This window comes from Streptomyces sp. Root1304 (genome assembly GCF_001426405.1).
GTDB lineage: Bacteria > Actinomycetota > Actinomycetes > Streptomycetales > Streptomycetaceae > Streptomyces.
On record NZ_LMEP01000022.1, the window covers coordinates 227,541 to 241,743 of the forward strand.

Consider the following 14,203-nt stretch of genomic DNA (forward strand, 5'->3'; position numbering starts at 1 on the left):
CCCAAGCGTGACCGGAGGGCGCGGCGCACCGCGCCCTCCGGTCACGTCGAGGCGGGCAGGGTCAGTTCGAAGCGGCAGCCTCCCGAGACGTTGCGCACGTCCGCCCGGCCCGCGTGGGCCTCGACGATGCCCCGGACGATCGCCAGGCCGAGTCCCGCGCCCGAGGGAGGGGTACGGGCCTCGGTCCCCCGCCATCCCGTGTCGAACACGCGCGGCAGGTCGTCCTCGGGAATGCCGCCACAGGCGTCCGTCACCGACAGCACCACCGCGCCCGCCCGGTGCTCGGCGGCGACGGCGACCGTGCCGTCCGCCGGGGTGTGCCGGATGGCGTTCACGAGGAGGTTGGAGAGCACCCGCGTCATCTCCTTGCCGTCCACCTCCACCGGGAGCGGTGCGATGTCCTCCCCCGCCAGGTGGACGCCGTGCTCGCGGGCGAGCGCGTCGGCACCGGCCAGCGCGTCGCCGACCAGGTCGTAGAGGGACATCCGGGTGGGGCTGAGCGCGAGTGCCCCCGCGTGGATGCGGGAGAGTTCGAAGAGGTCCCCGACCATCGTGTTCAGACGGTCGACCTCCGTCCGCATCTGGCGGTGGTAGCGGGCGGGATCGGCCGCCACGCCGTCCTCCAGCGCCTCCGACATCGCGCGCAGGCCCGCCAGCGGGGTGCGCAGGTCGTGCGAGATCCAGGCCACGAGTTCGCGCCGGGAGGTCTCCAGGGCCCGTTCGCGTTCACGCGAGGCGGCCAGCCGTTCGCTGGTCAGCGCCAGCTCACGGCTGAGGTCCGCGAACTCCGCGGGGGCGGGCACCAGCGGCGCCGTGAACGTCCCCTCCTCCCCGAAACCCCGGGCCGCGCCCACGAGTTCGCGGCAGCGCCGTACGACCTGGCGGCCGAGGAGCAGCGCGGTGGCCAGCGACACGGCGGCCGCCATCGCGACGACCAGGGTGACCACGCCGAGGTCGTGGGAGGACAGGAACATCGCCCAGGCCACCGCGAGCGTCCCGGCGAGCATCGCCGTCACGGCCACGGCCGCGACGACGGCGAGCGACACGGCGAGGCTCCGGCGGCGCAGCAGCCGCAGGGCCACGGCGCCCAGCAGCCCGGCGGCGCCCGCGCCGAGGAGCGCGTACAGGGCGATGAGGAGGAGGTCACCCACGGTCGGCCTCCGGGTGGCGGGGGGTGGTGGGCTCGGATTCGGGTACGGGTACGGGTGTGGCGTCGCTCGTACGGGGGTCGGCCGGCCCGACGGCCTCGGCGCGGGCCGCAGCGGACACGTCCCCGCCCCCCGGGGCCGCGTCGAAGCGGTACCCCGCGCCCCAGACCGTCTGGATGAGCCGGGGGCTCGCCGCGTCGTCCTCGATCTTTCCGCGCAGGCGGCGGACGTGGACGGTCACGGTCGACAGGTCGCCGAAGTCCCAGCCCCAGACCTCGCGCATCAGCCGCTCCCGGCCGCAGACCTGTCCCGGGTGGCGCAGGAAGTAGGCGAGCAGGTCGAACTCCCTCAGGGTGAGAGCGAGTTCCGTGCCGTTCTTGGTGACCCGCCGGGCCCTCGGGTCCAGGGACAGACCCGCCGCCGTGAGGTGCGGGCCGCCGGCCGGGGCAGGGGCGCTCGCCCTGCGCAGGACCGAACGCACCCGGAGGACCAGCTCCCGGGGGCTGAACGGCTTGGTCACGTAGTCGTCCGCGCCGACCTCCAGGCCCAGGATGCGGTCGTCCTCGTCGCCGCGCGCCGTGAGCATGATGACCGGGACGGGGCGGCCGCCGTCCTCCCGTGCGCGCAGCCGCCGGCAGACCTCCAGACCGTCCATGCCGGGCAGCATCAGGTCCAGGACCACGAGGTCGGGCCGCGCGTCCTCGGCGGCGCGCAAGGCGGCCGGGCCGTCGGCCGCGAGCCGTACGACGAACCCGGCGCGGCCCAGGTACCCCGCCACGACCTCCGAGACGGTCGGATCGTCGTCGACGACCAGCACCCGAGCCGGGGCGTCGGTCACGGCGGCGTCGAGGGGTGCGGCTGCTCCCGCCGTCTCGTGGGCACCCTCCGCGACCACCGCTGTCACCGTCCCGTCGCTCGCGACGGCGCCGGTCGCGCCCACCGGGTCGTGCCCCCGCCGCCCGCTCTCCACATCACTCACTGCCATGGCCCCAGCGTGTCACCCGTCCGGGCCCACCTGCCGCGGACTCTGCCACCCGCCCGGTGGGCGTCCGCGTTTCGTAAGGTCTCGGATCCCCTTTTCCCGGTTCCGGATTCCTACGGTGTGGAGGGTGACTTCTTCTGCTTGCGCACCGCCCCGCGCGGACCTCGTACTGCCGTGCCTCGACGAGGCCGAGGCACTCCCCTGGGTGCTGGCGCGGGTGCCCGCCGGGTGGCGCGCCATCGTCGTCGACAACGGCTCGACCGACGGCTCCGCCGAGATCGCCCGCGCTCTCGGTGCGACGGTCGTCCACGAGAGCCGGCGTGGTTTCGGCGCGGCCTGCCACGCCGGGCTGCTCGCGGCCCGCGCCGACCTGGTCTGCTTCTGCGACTGCGACGCCTCCATGGACCCCGGGCTGCTCGCCCCGATGGCCGCGCGCGTCGAGGCCGGCGAGGCCGATCTGCTCCTCGGCCGCCGCCGCCCGCAGGGACGGGGCGCGTGGCCGGCGCACGCCCGCGCCGGGAACATCGCCCTCGCGCACCTGCTGCGCCGCCGCACCGGCCTACGGCTCCACGACCTCGGCCCGATGCGGGTGGCCCGGCGCGAGGCCCTGCTCGGCCTCGGTCTGACGGACCGGCGCAGCGGCTACCCGCTCCAGATGGTCGTCCGGGCCTCGGACGCGGGCTGGCGGGTCGCCGAGACGGACGTGCCGTATCTGCCGCGCACGGGGAAGTCCAAGGTCACCGGCACGTGGCGGGGCACCTGGCACGCCGTGCGGGACATGCGCCGGGTGCTCGCCGAACCGCCGGCCGCGCAGTCCCTCACCGTCGGGGAGGTCTCCGTATGAGCACCGTCCGCAGGAGTGCCTCCCCCGTGGGCTCCCCGCGCGCCTTCCCCGCGAGCACGCTCCTCGTCATCGCCAAGGCGCCCGTCGCCGGGCGGGTCAAGACGCGTCTCACCCCGCACTTCGCACCGAAGCAGGCCGCCGAGCTGGCGCGCGCGGCTCTGGAGGACACCCTCGCGGCCGTGCTCGCCACCCCGGCCGGACGCCGGGTGCTCGTTCTCGACGGACGGCCCGGGCCATGGGTGCCCGAGGGCATCGAGGTCGTACCGCAGTGCGCGGGTGCCCTCGACGTCCGGCTCGCCGCAGCCTTCGCGCACGCCGAGGGACCGGCCCTGCTCATCGGCATGGACACGCCGCAGGTCACCCCCGGTCTCCTCGCCCAGGGGCTCGACTTCGGCGGGACCGACGCCTGGTTCGGCCCCGCCGACGACGGCGGGTTCTGGGCGCTCGGACTGGCCGAACCCGACCCGGCGCTGCTCCTCGGCGTCCCCATGTCCGTGGGCCATACCGGGAGGGAGCAGCGCCGGCGGCTCACCGCGTCGGGGCGCCTCGTACGGGACCTGCCCGAGCTGTGCGACGTGGACGAGCCGGCCGACGCGGCGCGGGTCGCCGCCGCCTCGCCGGGCACCCGCTTCGCCGCCCTGTACGACGACATGTGCGCGGTGGCTAGGTGACCGCCCAGCTGGCCGAGCCCGCCGTCGCCTGGCGGGCCGATCCGTACACGGCGGCGCTCCGCACCGGCCGGGGGCCGCTCTATCTGCGGCGGGAGGACGGCTGGCTGCTGCCACTGGAGGTCGAGCGGTGGTGCGGCGAACCCGACGCGGCGGACGTCACCGTCCTGGACCGTTGCACGGGGCCGGTGCTGGACGTCGGCTGCGGACCGGGCCGGCTGGTCGCCGCGCTCGCCGCCCGGGGGCACCGGGCGCTGGGTGTGGACGTCACCCCCGAGGCGGTGGACCGTACGGTACGGGCCGGGGGCAGCGCCCTGTGCCGCTCGGTGTTCGACCCGCTGCCGCGTGAGGGCCGCTGGGGCACCGTGCTGCTCATCGACGGGAACATCGGCATCGGGGGCGACCCGGCCGCGCTCCTCCGCCGCGCGACGCGGCTCGCCGCGCCGGACGGCTCCCTGCTGGTGGAGGTGGCCCCGGAGGATGTCGACGAACGCGTCGAGGTCCACGTGGACGACGGCCGGGGCGGCCGGGGCGCGCCCTTCCGCTGGGCGCGGCTCGGCACCCGGGCCCTGTGCGCCGGGGCCGCCGAGGCGGGCTGGACCCGTTCCCTGACCTGGCAGTCGGCGGGCCGCGCCTTCGTGGGCTTGCGGCGCTGAGGGACGGGCGGGGGGAGGGGGACTCTGCGGGTGAGCTGGCCGGGGCTGTTTGAGCGGGGCGGACTCAGCAGGGCTGTCCGAACGGGAAAGCGGCGGCCGAGCTGTCCCGCCCCACCGCCTCCCGGCGCCGCCGCCCACCCAACCGCCCGCCCGCAACTCACGCCCCCTCAAGGGCGTCGCCCAGCCACCCCCGGCCCCTTTCTCCCCCGCCCCGCGCCACCCGACCGCCTCGCCCACCTCGCGCCCGCACGTGCCCCCGCGTATCCGGTCGTCGTCACCGCGACCGCCGCCATCGCCAGCAGCCAGTTCCGGGAGTAGTCCAGCGGCAGCACCGTCGCGTTGGCCACGCCGTCGGGGCGGAGGAGGGCCGGCAGGGCGACCGCCGTCAGGGAACCGGCGACGATCAGCGCCGCGCGCGGGACGCCGCGCGGGGGCCTCCCTGCGAGGATCCCGGCGACGGCGCCGACCGCGAGCACCAGGGGTGCGAGCAGCCCGTCGTGCACGAGGACTCCCCCGGCGAGCCACAGCGCGGTCGACCAGGGCCGGGGCCCGTCCCACAGCAGTGCGCCGCCGAAGGTCATCAGGGCGATCCCGGCCGCCCCCACCCCGTATCGGACCGTCCTCACACGACCTCCAGTCGGCCGACCCACTTGGTCTGGAGCACGCCCGGCCGGTTCGGGGCGATGATCCGCGCCGGGTAGCCGTGGTCGGGGGAGAGCACCTCGCCGTCGAGGCGCAGCGCCAGCAGGGTGAGCGGGTCCCGGGCGTACCGGCGGCCCATCTCCATGACCCGGTACGCGCCGGCCGCTTCGAGCGACACCACCCGGCAGCGCGCGTTCGGGCCCGCTCCGGCCAGGTCCAGCAGGTCCCGCACCCGTACTCCGGTCCAGCGGGCCGACCGGCTCCAGCCCTCGACGCACGCGAGCGGCAGGGTCTCCTCGTGCTGCGGCAGGGCGCGCAGTTCCTCCAGGGTGAGGGTGTACGGGCGTGGTCCGGCGACGACGAGCCGCCAGTCGGCGAGCGTCTCCCCGGTGACGCGGGCCGCCTCGGCCGTGCGGTTCACGGGCAGCCCCCGGGGGCCGGGGGCGGGGCTGCGCGGGGCGAACAGGTTGAGGGGGCCGAGCGCGGTGACGGACTGGCCGACCGTGGTGAGCGTGACGGCGCCGACGCCCGCGGCGACGGCCGCGAGGAACCGGCGGCGGTCGGGTTCGTCTGCGGCGGGGAGGGCGAGGGTGCCGGGCGAGCGGCGGGTGAGGTGGTCGCGGATCCGCGGCCACTGGACGGCGATGTGGAGCAGGAGCGCGCCCAGCAGGAGCCAGGCGACGGCGTAGTGCGCGGGGACGAACGAGAACGGCCAGGGGTACCACTGGAAGGTGTTGAGGAGTCCGGTGGCCAGTTCGAAGATCCCGGCGGCGACGAGCACGGCGACCGAGAGGCGCTCGGCCGCGTGCCGGACGGACCGCACCGGCGGCCATGCGAACAGGCGGGGGTAGACCGCCCACAGCTTGGCCAGGAGCAGCGGGATCGCCGCCGTGCCGGAGGCCACGTGGAGGCCCTGGGTGAACCGGTAGCCCCAGGAGGGGCGGCTCGGCAGCCGGTCGACGAGCGGGCCGGGCGGGTGCTGGAGGCAGTGGCTCAGCACACCGGTCACGAAGCAGACGACGACGGCGAGTCCGAGCCACCGGCCCAGCGCGGTCGCGGTGCGGGCGTCGTGGAGCCGGGCCCTGAACGTGATCGGCGGGCCGTGGGGCGGGGTGGGGCGCATGAGCCCATCACACCCCCGGAAGCACCCGCGCGGGCGCGTGGAACACCTTACGGAATGCGGACATGCGGCTCCGGGGTCCGCGGTTCGGGGCCCGCGACTGGAACGCTGCCGAGGTGAACCAGCGCACCGGCCGTACCGCCACGGTCCTCACCGCCGCCGTCCTCGCCGCCCTCACCACCGCCCTCGTCGTCACCGTCCGGTACGACGGTCATGTCACCGACCCTTCCGGGCTGTTCGGCCGGTACGCGGCCTGCTGGGCCCTGTTCGTAGTCGCGCTGCTCGGGCTGCGCAGGGTTCCGGCCGCGCACGTCGTGCCGCTGCTCGTGGCCGGTGCGGTCGCGGTGTCGGTGACCGGGCTCGTGGCGCCGCCCCGGACGAGCACGGACTCGTACCGGTACGCCTGGGACGGCCGCGTCCAGTCCGCCGGGATCTCCCCGTACGACCACGCCCCACGGGATCCGGAGCTGGGCGGGCTGCGCGACCCGTGGCTCTTCCCCACGGGGTCCGCGTGCTCCGGCCGGGACCTGGTCACGATCCCCGCCCCCGGCCCCGAACCCCACTGCACACGGATCAACCGGCCTTCGGTGCACACGATCTACCCGCCCGTCGCCGAGGTGTACTTCGTGGCCGTCGACGGGCTGTCCCCGGACGGAGCCCGGCACAAGCCGCTCCAGATCGCCGCCGGGCTGGTCGCGCTCGCCACGACCTGGGCGCTGCTGCTGATCCTGCGCCGCCGGGGCACGGACCCACGACGGGCCGCGGCCTGGGCGTGGTGTCCGCTGGTCCCGATCGAGGCCGTGAACAACGCGCACGTGGACGTCCTCGGCGCGCTCCTCGCCGTGCTCGGCCTCGGCCTCGTGGCCGCCGCCCGCACGACCGGCCGCACGACCGGCCGCACGACTGGCCGTCGAGCGGCCGGGGAGGTGAGCCGTGAGAGAGGCCTGCCGCTCGGGGGTGGTGTGCCCGTCGGAGCGTCGCACGGCATCCGTCGGCTCGTCGCCGGAGGTCTCGTCCTCGGGGCCGCCGTCGCCGCCAAGCTCATGCCCGCCGTCGTGCTGCCCGGGGCGCTGTCCGGGGTGCGCCGGGCGCGCGACGCGGCGGCCGTCCTGGTGCCGGCCGCGGTCTTCACCGCTCTCGCGTACGTCCCCTACGTCCTCCTCTCGCACGACTCCGTCTTCGGCTACCTCGGCGGGTACGTGGACGAGGAGGGCTACGACGATCCCTCGGCCGGCTCCCGCTACGCGCTGCTGCGTCTCGTCCTGCCCGACAGCTGGGCGTTCCCGGTGCTGCTCGCCGTGATGGCCGCGGTGTCCCTCTCCGTGATGTGGCGCGGCGATCCGCGGCGCCCGTGGAGCGGGGCACTCCTGGTCACGGGCTGGGCCTTCGTGCTCCTCACGCCCGGCTACTCCTGGTACGCGCTGCTCCTGGTGGCGCTGGTCGCGCTGGACGGGCGACGGGAGTGGCTGGGTGTCGCGCTCGCGGGCGAGGCGGTGTACGTCCTCGGGCCCGACCACGGCTACGGATCCGCGCTGAGCGCGACCGCGTACGGCATCGCCGCGCTCGTGGTGGTGCTGGGCCCGGCGGTCCGGTGGTGGCAGACCTCGGCTACCGGGTGGCGAGTTCAGCGTTCGCCCTCTCCGTGACGTGGGCGAGGGCGCGGGCGGCGATCTCGCGGTCGGCGGCCGGAAGGCCGCCGTAGAGCCGCTCGGCCAGCGCGGCCACCTCGTCCGTGAACCCTCGGTGCAGCGCCTCCCCCTTCTCCGTGGGGGTGGTGCGGGCGGCGTCGATCAGCCCGGCTTCGGCGAGTGCGGCGAGCAGGGCGTGGACCTCCGGCCCGGTGATCTTGAGCGTCGAGGTCAGCCGGTCGACGGCACCGTCGCGGCCGAGCCCGTCGACGACGGCCTTGAGGGCGACGGACTGGGGGAAGGTCAGGCCGGAGCCGATGAGGATCCGGTCCCGGACGGCGGCGACGGCGTGGTAGGCGATGCCGATCAGCTGGCCGTTGAGCAGGGGCGCGGGAGCGGTGGTGGTGGCGGAGGTGACGGTGACGGTCATGGCGTGGATCTCCTTGGTTGCGGTGTGCGGTGTGCGATGCGGTGCGATGCGTCCGGTCCGGTCCGATGCGGTGCGGTGCTCTCGGGAAGCTCCGAACCAATAAGCGGAGATCTCTCCGGTTGACGTGTCGCCACCATAAACGGAGGGCTCTCCGATTTTCAAGGCGTAACCGGAGATCCCTCCGCTACGTCCGTTACGCTGCTCCGCATGACCGCCCCCGCCGAACGCGCCGACGCCGCCCGCAATCGCCTCCGCATCCTCGACGCCGCCCGGCGCCGGCTCACGGCGGACGGCTCCGCCGAACTCTCCCTGGACGCCGTCGCGAAGGACGCCGGAGTGGGCGTCGGCACGGTCTACCGCCGCTTCCACAACAGGGCGGGGCTCGTCTACGCGCTCATCGAGGACAACGAGAGCCGCTTCCAGGAGGAGTTCGCCCGCCGGGCGGAGGACGGGTCCCCGCCGGCGCGCGAACGGCTGCGGGCCTTCCTGCACGGCATGGCCGACCTCGTCGAGAACAACCGCGCCCTGCTGCTCCTCGCGGAGGCGAGCGTCCCGGCCGGGCGCTATCGCAGCGCCCCGTTCCGGCGGCACCACGAACAGGTCGTGGGCATGGTCGCGGAACTCGCGCCGGACGCGGACGCTGCCTATCTGGCCGACCTGCTCCTCATGGCGTACACACCCGGCCTGTTCGACTTCCAGCGCACCGACCGGGGCTGGGACGTGGACCGGATCAAGCGCGGGCTCGACGCGCTGGTCGCCGGAATCGGAGCCGTCGGGGCCACCGGGGCCGGGGAATCCGGGGAACCAGCAGGACCGCCGCCGAGGCGATGAACAGCGCCGCCGTGAAGAGCAGCCAGCGCCCCAGGAACACGTCCGCGGGGAGACCCGTCGCCGCTGTGTAGTGGCCGACCCGGCGGAAGACGAGCGGCCAGTAGACGAGCAGCACCAGGCCCGAGAGGAAGGCCGGAACCCGCACGTGGTTGACGCCGAACCGCGCCCGCCGCGCCCCGCTCGTCGTGCCGTCCGCCCCTTCCCGGGGCGGGAACAGGAGCTGCACGGCACGGTCGGTCATCGCGTACAGCGGCAGCAGGACCAGGTCGTGCAGGAGGGCCGCGCCGACGAACCAGAGGGTCACCCCCCACGGGTCGCCCTGCAGAAGCCGCAGGCCCGCGTAGCCGGCCAGGGCGAAGGAGGCGAGTACGAGCAGCAGAGGGAGCGGCGTGTCCTCCTCCCGTCGGCGGAGCGCGCTCACGGCTGCTCCCCGAAGGTGAGACGGGCGACCCACTTGGTGTTGAGGACGCCCGGGGCGCCGGGGACGACGACCCGGGCCGGGTAGCCGTGGTCCTGGGAGAGGTCGGCGCCGTTGACCCGTACGGCGAGCAGCGAGCGGTGGTCCCGCACCTGGTTGTCACGCAGCGCCGCCACGCTGAACGGGCCCCCGCGCTGGACCGACTCCACCCGTACGTCCGGCGGATCGTCGTCGAGGCCGACCAGCGCGGCGAGGTCGACGAGCCGGACCCCGCTCCACAGCTGGTCCGGGGTGGACCACCCCTCCACACAGGCGATCGGCAGCGACGCCTCGTGCTGCGGCATCGCCAGCAGCGCCTCCCTGGTCAGGACGGCCTGCCGCCCCGCGCCGCGTACGGTGAGCCGCCACGCCGCTCCGACGTCGCTCGCCCGGATGCCTACCGAGCCCGCGGTCTTGTTGATCTGGAAGCCGTTCGGCCCCGAACCGGGTTCCTTCCCGCCGTGCGGGGCGAACAGCGCGGTCCTCCGCCACCAGCCGCCCATGCTCTGCCCGGCCGTCACCGCGAACAGCGCCAGCGACCCCAGACCGACCATGCCGACCGCGCCCCGGCGGGAGATCGTCGGTTCGGCCGGCCGGGGCGACACGAGCCCGGCGGCCTCCTCGCTCCCGGCGGCGGGCCGCGCCGCGTGTCCGGCCCGCACGGCCCGGAGCGCGCGCGGCAGCCTCAGTGTCACATGCACCACGAACGCCCCGATGAACACCCAGGCACCGTAGAAGTGCAGGACGTAGAAGGAGCCCGGGAAGATGTAGTGCAGCTGGATGTTGAGGATGCCGGTGACGAACTCGAAGCCGGCCCCGCCCACCAGGAGCAGCAGCGACAGCCGTTCCAGCGCGTGGCCCGGCGACCGCACCGGCGGCCACGCGAAGAGCTTCGGGATGACGGACCACAGCTTCGCGAGGAGCACGGGCACCAGCACGATGCCGAGGACGACGTGCACGCCCTGGGTGAGCCGGTACAGCCAGTACGGCGAGGTCGGCCAGGAGAACAGGTAGAAGCCGAGCCACCCCTTGTCGGGCGTCTGGTCGTTCACCGCCGCGAGATCCGGGTTGTACGCGGCGTACGACAGGAGTCCCGTCACGAACAGGACCGTCACGCCGACGAGCAGGACCAGTCCGAACACGGCGGTCAGCCACGGCCCCCGCAGCGGGCTCCGCCAGAACTCCGGCCGGGAAGGACCGGGCGGAGGCCCCGTCGGCACCACGGACTCCAGCACGATGCGCCACCGCCGTGGCCCCGGCCGCCCGTCCCCGGACGGTGCCGCGTCTCCCGTCTCCTCGCGCTCGCCGTCGTCGCTCGCAGCCACGGGAAACCTCCGCACGTACCGGCCTCATCGGATGTCCCCCGCCGAGGAGAACATGCCGCACCCGAACGCCGAAGACCCCCGTGACACGCCACACGGCCGGTCAGCCACCCAGGTAGTAGGGCCGGTTGTGCGCGGCGACGGGCGGCGACTGGTAGCTCCACGCACCCACGGCCGGAGCGCCGCCGAGCAGCCGCTCCAGGTCCCGGCCGACGTCGGCGCCCGCGTCGAGGACGGTCAGCCGGGCGCGATCGGATGCCCTGTGTCGCTCTCGGCCGGACGCCCGGTCGTGCGCCGGCTCGGATGCTGGGTCGGGCGCTCCGTCGGCGAGGGAGTGCCAGGTGTAGGGGGCGTAGACGTTCATGGGGCCGGCCAGCGCCCGTCCTTCCTCGTCCGTGCCGTATCCCGTGATGGGCGTGTTGTTCACCGGCGCGCCCCAGAGGTTCGTGAGGTCGGCTTCGAGGGAGAAGAGCGCGGTGCTGCCGCGCCGGAGTTCGCCCTGGGGGCTGAGTTCGGCGCTCCGGCAGGTCACCTGCCAGTCCTGGGCCTCGGGGCCGTTGAGGGAGGGCATCGTCGCCTCGAACCAGGCGGGGTACTTGGGTTCGGCGTAGAGCCGGCGGCCGGCGTCGATGGCGAGCGGGTTGTCGCACAGCACGTGGATGCGGGCGATGCCGAGCAGTTTGGTCTGGTCGTGGCCCTGCGCGTAGTCGGCGTAGGACACCTCGGGCAGTCGCCCGGCGGCGGCGGACGGGTAGGCGACGAGGTTGACCTCGATCTCCTGGGTGACTCCGGCGCCGGACCGGTACTGGGCGAAGTAGAGCTGGAAGTTGACCGAGAGCAGGGCCCGTCCGCCGAAGTCGGCGGCGCTGAGCGCCGGGTGGTGCTTGGCGAGGATCTCGCGGGCGGGTTCGGGGTCGACGAGGAAGTCCAGGCCGATGTTGTGCAGGGCGCCGTAGTGGAAGGGCAGTTGGTACGGCGCCGCCACCGGCGGCAGGGGAAGCGGGCTCATGACGCGGCTCCGGAAGGGTCGGCGGGCCGGGGGCTCCGGCGGATGGTCTCCTGACCGTCGGACGGCCCCGTGCCCGGGCCACCGGCGGCGGGCGAGGCGGTGGCCGTCAGAACGGCGGGCGTGTGCCGCGCGGTCAGGTCGGTCTCGATGCGTTCGGCGGTGCGCAGGGCCAGGGCGGCCATGGTCAGGGTGGGGTTGGAGGTGGCGAGCGAGGGCATGCTGCCGCAGCCGACCGCGTAGAGCCCGGGATGGTCCCAGCAGCGCTGCCAGTGGTCGACGACCGAGGTGTCGGGGCTGTCTCCCATGAGGTGGGTACCTCCGGCGTGGCCCGCGCCCCGGAACGCGTACGACCGGCCCCGGTGGGTGAAGCTCCCGGGCCGGCCGGGGGCGTGGTCGGTGTGGTCCTCCGCGCCCAGCAGCGCGAAGATCTGGTCGGACACCTCCCGCGCCGCCGCGAAGCCCTCCTTGACGTGGTCGGAGAGGTCGTACGACACGACGGGGCGCGGCAGCCCCAGCGCGTCACGGCGCTCCGGGTCGAGGGTGACCCGGTTGGCGGGGTCCGCCTCCTGTTCGATCTCGAACTGCAGGGCGAACTGGCGGCCCACCCGGTCGCGCAGGGCCGTCCGCAGCGCGGGCCCGTACAGCCGGCGGCCGTCCGCGCCGCCGCACACCAGGGCCGCCACGTCCGCGCCGGTGCCTCCGGTCGCCCACACCCAACCCCAGTTCCCGATCTCGACGCGGAACGGGGCGTGCCGTGCGCGGGAGGGACCGAAGCGGAACCCTTCGAGGCCCGAGGTGGAGCCCGGCCCCCGGTAGGGGCCGACCTGTTCCGGCATCAGCCCCCAGGTCAGCAGCACCGGGTGGTCCATCAGGTTGCGGCCGACCTGGCCGCTGCGGTCGGCGAGGCCGGAGAGCAACAGCAGTCGGGCGTTCTCGACGGCGTGGGCGGCGAGCACCACGACGTCCGCGTCCACGCGGTGGCGGGTGGTCCCCCGCGTGTACGAGAGGTACTCGACGCCGGTGGCGCGTCCGGTGCCGTCGACCAGCACCCGGCTCACGACGGCTCGGTCGACGAGCGTCACCGACGGGCCCCAGCGCGCCTGGGTGCGCAGCGGGGTGTACTTGGCCCGCGCGGGACAGACGGGGATGCAGCTGGCATGCCCTTCACAGGGGCGGTGCCCACCGTCGTGGCGGGCTCCCGCCCCACCGTCGTGGCGGGTGCCCGGCCCGCGCTCGTAGGCGGCGTTGACGGTGCCGTTGCGGCCGTGCGGTGTCCCCACCACCCGTAACGCGACCCGTTCCCCGGCCACCGGGTCCGTGACCGACCGGCCGTCCAGGCGGCCCGCGATCACCGTGTCGAGGTGGCTCGGCGGCAGGGCGTGCATCGGGAAGACGTACTCCTCGGGGAACGGCAGTCCCACGTGCTCGCGCTGTTCGGCGACATCGGCGGCGACGCCGATCTCCCGCTCCGCCGCCCGGTAGTACGGCTCCAGGTCCCCGTAGCCGAGGGGCCAGCCCCGGCCGTAGCCGAACAGGTCGGTACGGAAGTCCTCCGGGTGCATCCGGGGTGTCAGCCCCGTCCAGACGTTCCCGGTGCCGCCGTTCACCCTGATGTACGTGCTGGAGTACGGCAGCGGGCCGCGCTGGATCAGATGGCCGTCCCCGCCCGCTCCGGCACCGAGGTCGGTGACCTCCGGCCAGGCGGCCGCGGGGTGCGGCACATAAGGCGAGCCGGGCACCTTCGCCGTCGCCGCCAGATAGGTGTCCACCGCGTCGGTGTGACCGCGCTCGGCGTCCCGGGCGCTCGCCCCGGCCTCCAGGACGAGCACGCGCCGTCCTGCCGCGCCGAGGCTGTGCGCCACGAGCGTCCCCGCGAAGCCGCCGCCGACGACGATCACGTCGTAGTGCGGGGGGATCGGTCCGGAGGAGGTCATCGGAACACCTCCGACCCCGCGGCCCCGCCCGGTTTCTCCGCCCAGCTCCCGAAGCCCTGGGGCGCCGCGCCGGGCGCCCGGCCGCCGAAGGTCCGCCACACGAGCCCCTCGGCGTACGCCCGTGCGGAGACCAGGAAGGCGGCCTCGCCCGCGAGCCCCGGCCACACGCCGGTGTACCAGAGGCGGGTGATCGCCTCGGCCAGCTCCGCCACGTCGGGCGGGACGGGGTCACCCGGGCTCTCACCCGCGGACTCCCCCACCGGCTCGGAAGCGAACGCCCCCTCGGCCGCCGCCGCGACGAGCCGCTCGTACTCCTCGGCTGTCGCGTGCGTCCGCAGGACGTCCCGGTAGGCGTCCACCATTCCGGTGGCCCGTAACTCCCTCGTGTCGAAGCCCGTCAACTCCACGGACAGCTCCACGAACTCGTCCTTCGTCCCGCTCTGTCGCACCGGTCCAGGCACGTCAGCCTCCCCCCGTCGGCCTCTGAAACACCCATGGAATCAGGCGAAGCGGATGGCGGCCACGGTTGATC

General features: G+C 74.8%; 15 protein-coding genes. 5 read left to right on the top strand and 10 right to left on the bottom strand.

The window, feature by feature from the left end; genetic code table 11:
* Positions 1–41: 41 nt before the first annotated feature.
* Both ASD33_RS20505 and ASD33_RS20510 read right to left on the bottom strand, forming a co-directional pair.
* Entirely contained in the window at positions 42–1,151 is a 1,110-nt protein-coding gene (locus ASD33_RS20505; RefSeq protein ID WP_056562245.1) for a HAMP domain-containing sensor histidine kinase, read from the bottom strand.
* Positions 1,144–1,986, bottom strand: a complete 843-nt coding sequence (locus ASD33_RS20510) for a response regulator transcription factor (RefSeq protein WP_242427160.1) — start codon at positions 1,984–1,986, stop codon at positions 1,144–1,146. Before ASD33_RS20510 ends, ASD33_RS20505 begins: the two co-directional genes overlap by 8 nt.
* Before the next feature lie 271 nt (positions 1,987–2,257).
* On the opposite strand from ASD33_RS20510, the gene ASD33_RS20515 reads away from it, so the two are divergent.
* Genes ASD33_RS20515 through ASD33_RS20525 form a run of 3 tightly spaced genes read left to right on the top strand, consistent with a single transcriptional unit; the run spans position 2,258 to position 4,298 of the window.
* Positions 2,258–2,974, top strand: coding sequence for a glycosyltransferase family 2 protein (locus ASD33_RS20515; protein WP_056562248.1), 717 nt, complete (start codon positions 2,258–2,260; stop codon positions 2,972–2,974).
* Complete coding sequence (locus ASD33_RS20520; RefSeq protein WP_056562250.1) at positions 2,971–3,645, top strand: DUF2064 domain-containing protein; 675 nt, start codon at positions 2,971–2,973, stop codon at positions 3,643–3,645. Before ASD33_RS20515 ends, ASD33_RS20520 begins: the two co-directional genes overlap by 4 nt.
* On the top strand, positions 3,642–4,298 hold the full coding sequence (locus ASD33_RS20525) for a methyltransferase domain-containing protein (protein WP_079044898.1): 657 nt from the start codon (positions 3,642–3,644) through the stop codon (positions 4,296–4,298). The genes ASD33_RS20520 and ASD33_RS20525 overlap by 4 nt, the downstream gene beginning before the upstream one ends.
* 167 nt (positions 4,299–4,465) lie before the next feature.
* Here the strand turns inward: ASD33_RS20525 and ASD33_RS20530 are convergent, their stop codons facing one another.
* Together ASD33_RS20530 and ASD33_RS20535 are read right to left on the bottom strand one after the other, a co-directional pair.
* On the bottom strand, positions 4,466–4,924 hold the full coding sequence (locus ASD33_RS20530) for a hypothetical protein (protein ID WP_063991981.1): 459 nt from the start codon (positions 4,922–4,924) through the stop codon (positions 4,466–4,468).
* Positions 4,921–6,063: a molybdopterin-dependent oxidoreductase gene (locus ASD33_RS20535; RefSeq protein WP_056562253.1), complete on the bottom strand. Its 1,143-nt coding sequence runs from the start codon at positions 6,061–6,063 to the stop codon at positions 4,921–4,923. Before ASD33_RS20535 ends, ASD33_RS20530 begins: the two co-directional genes overlap by 4 nt.
* Positions 6,064–6,176: 113 nt before the next feature.
* On the opposite strand from ASD33_RS20535, the gene ASD33_RS20540 reads away from it, so the two are divergent.
* Complete coding sequence (locus ASD33_RS20540; protein WP_056563112.1) at positions 6,177–7,706, top strand: glycosyltransferase 87 family protein; 1,530 nt, start codon at positions 6,177–6,179, stop codon at positions 7,704–7,706.
* Here ASD33_RS20540 and ASD33_RS20545 read toward each other — a convergent pair.
* Positions 7,669–8,118: a hypothetical protein gene (locus ASD33_RS20545; RefSeq protein ID WP_056562256.1), complete on the bottom strand. Its 450-nt coding sequence runs from the start codon at positions 8,116–8,118 to the stop codon at positions 7,669–7,671. The genes ASD33_RS20540 and ASD33_RS20545 overlap by 38 nt on opposite strands.
* A 207-nt stretch (positions 8,119–8,325) precedes the next feature.
* On the opposite strand from ASD33_RS20545, the gene ASD33_RS20550 reads away from it, so the two are divergent.
* Positions 8,326–8,949 (top strand): TetR/AcrR family transcriptional regulator, encoded by a 624-nt coding sequence (locus ASD33_RS20550; protein WP_056562259.1) that lies wholly within the window; start codon positions 8,326–8,328, stop codon positions 8,947–8,949.
* Here ASD33_RS20550 and ASD33_RS20555 read toward each other — a convergent pair.
* The 5 genes from ASD33_RS20555 to ASD33_RS20575 all read right to left on the bottom strand — a co-directional run bounded on the left by ASD33_RS20555 (position 8,849) and on the right by ASD33_RS20575 (position 14,132).
* The gene (locus ASD33_RS20555; RefSeq protein WP_056562263.1) at positions 8,849–9,370 is read right to left on the bottom strand and encodes a hypothetical protein; all 522 of its coding nucleotides are present in this window, start codon (positions 9,368–9,370) and stop codon (positions 8,849–8,851) included. The two genes, ASD33_RS20550 and ASD33_RS20555, sit on opposite strands and share 101 nt — an antisense overlap.
* Positions 9,367–10,638, bottom strand: a complete 1,272-nt coding sequence (locus tag ASD33_RS20560) for a molybdopterin-dependent oxidoreductase (protein WP_056563115.1) — start codon at positions 10,636–10,638, stop codon at positions 9,367–9,369. Before ASD33_RS20560 ends, ASD33_RS20555 begins: the two co-directional genes overlap by 4 nt.
* Positions 10,639–10,831: 193 nt before the next feature.
* Positions 10,832–11,737: a hypothetical protein gene (locus tag ASD33_RS20565; RefSeq protein ID WP_056562266.1), complete on the bottom strand. Its 906-nt coding sequence runs from the start codon at positions 11,735–11,737 to the stop codon at positions 10,832–10,834.
* Positions 11,734–13,671: a GMC family oxidoreductase gene (locus ASD33_RS20570; protein ID WP_063991982.1), complete on the bottom strand. Its 1,938-nt coding sequence runs from the start codon at positions 13,669–13,671 to the stop codon at positions 11,734–11,736. Before ASD33_RS20570 ends, ASD33_RS20565 begins: the two co-directional genes overlap by 4 nt.
* Positions 13,668–14,132, bottom strand: a complete 465-nt coding sequence (locus ASD33_RS20575; RefSeq protein ID WP_157870060.1) for a hypothetical protein — start codon at positions 14,130–14,132, stop codon at positions 13,668–13,670. Before ASD33_RS20575 ends, ASD33_RS20570 begins: the two co-directional genes overlap by 4 nt.
* Between the last annotated feature and the right edge of the window lie 71 nt (positions 14,133–14,203).

What these genes read in the sequence shown, in the direction of transcription:
- ASD33_RS20520 (WP_056562250.1), top strand. Translation starts at nt 2,971, where the DNA reads ATGAGCACCGTCCGCAGGAGTGCCTCCCCCGTGGGCTCCCCGCGCGCC.
- ASD33_RS20535 (WP_056562253.1), bottom strand. Translation starts at nt 6,063, where the DNA reads ATGCGCCCCACCCCGCCCCACGGCCCGCCGATCACGTTCAGGGCCCGG.
- ASD33_RS20545 (WP_056562256.1), bottom strand. Translation starts at nt 8,118, where the DNA reads ATGACCGTCACCGTCACCTCCGCCACCACCACCGCTCCCGCGCCCCTG.
- ASD33_RS20550 (WP_056562259.1), top strand. Translation starts at nt 8,326, where the DNA reads ATGACCGCCCCCGCCGAACGCGCCGACGCCGCCCGCAATCGCCTCCGC.
- ASD33_RS20565 (WP_056562266.1), bottom strand. Translation starts at nt 11,737, where the DNA reads ATGAGCCCGCTTCCCCTGCCGCCGGTGGCGGCGCCGTACCAACTGCCC.
- ASD33_RS20570 (WP_063991982.1), bottom strand. Translation starts at nt 13,671, where the DNA reads ATGACCTCCTCCGGACCGATCCCCCCGCACTACGACGTGATCGTCGTC.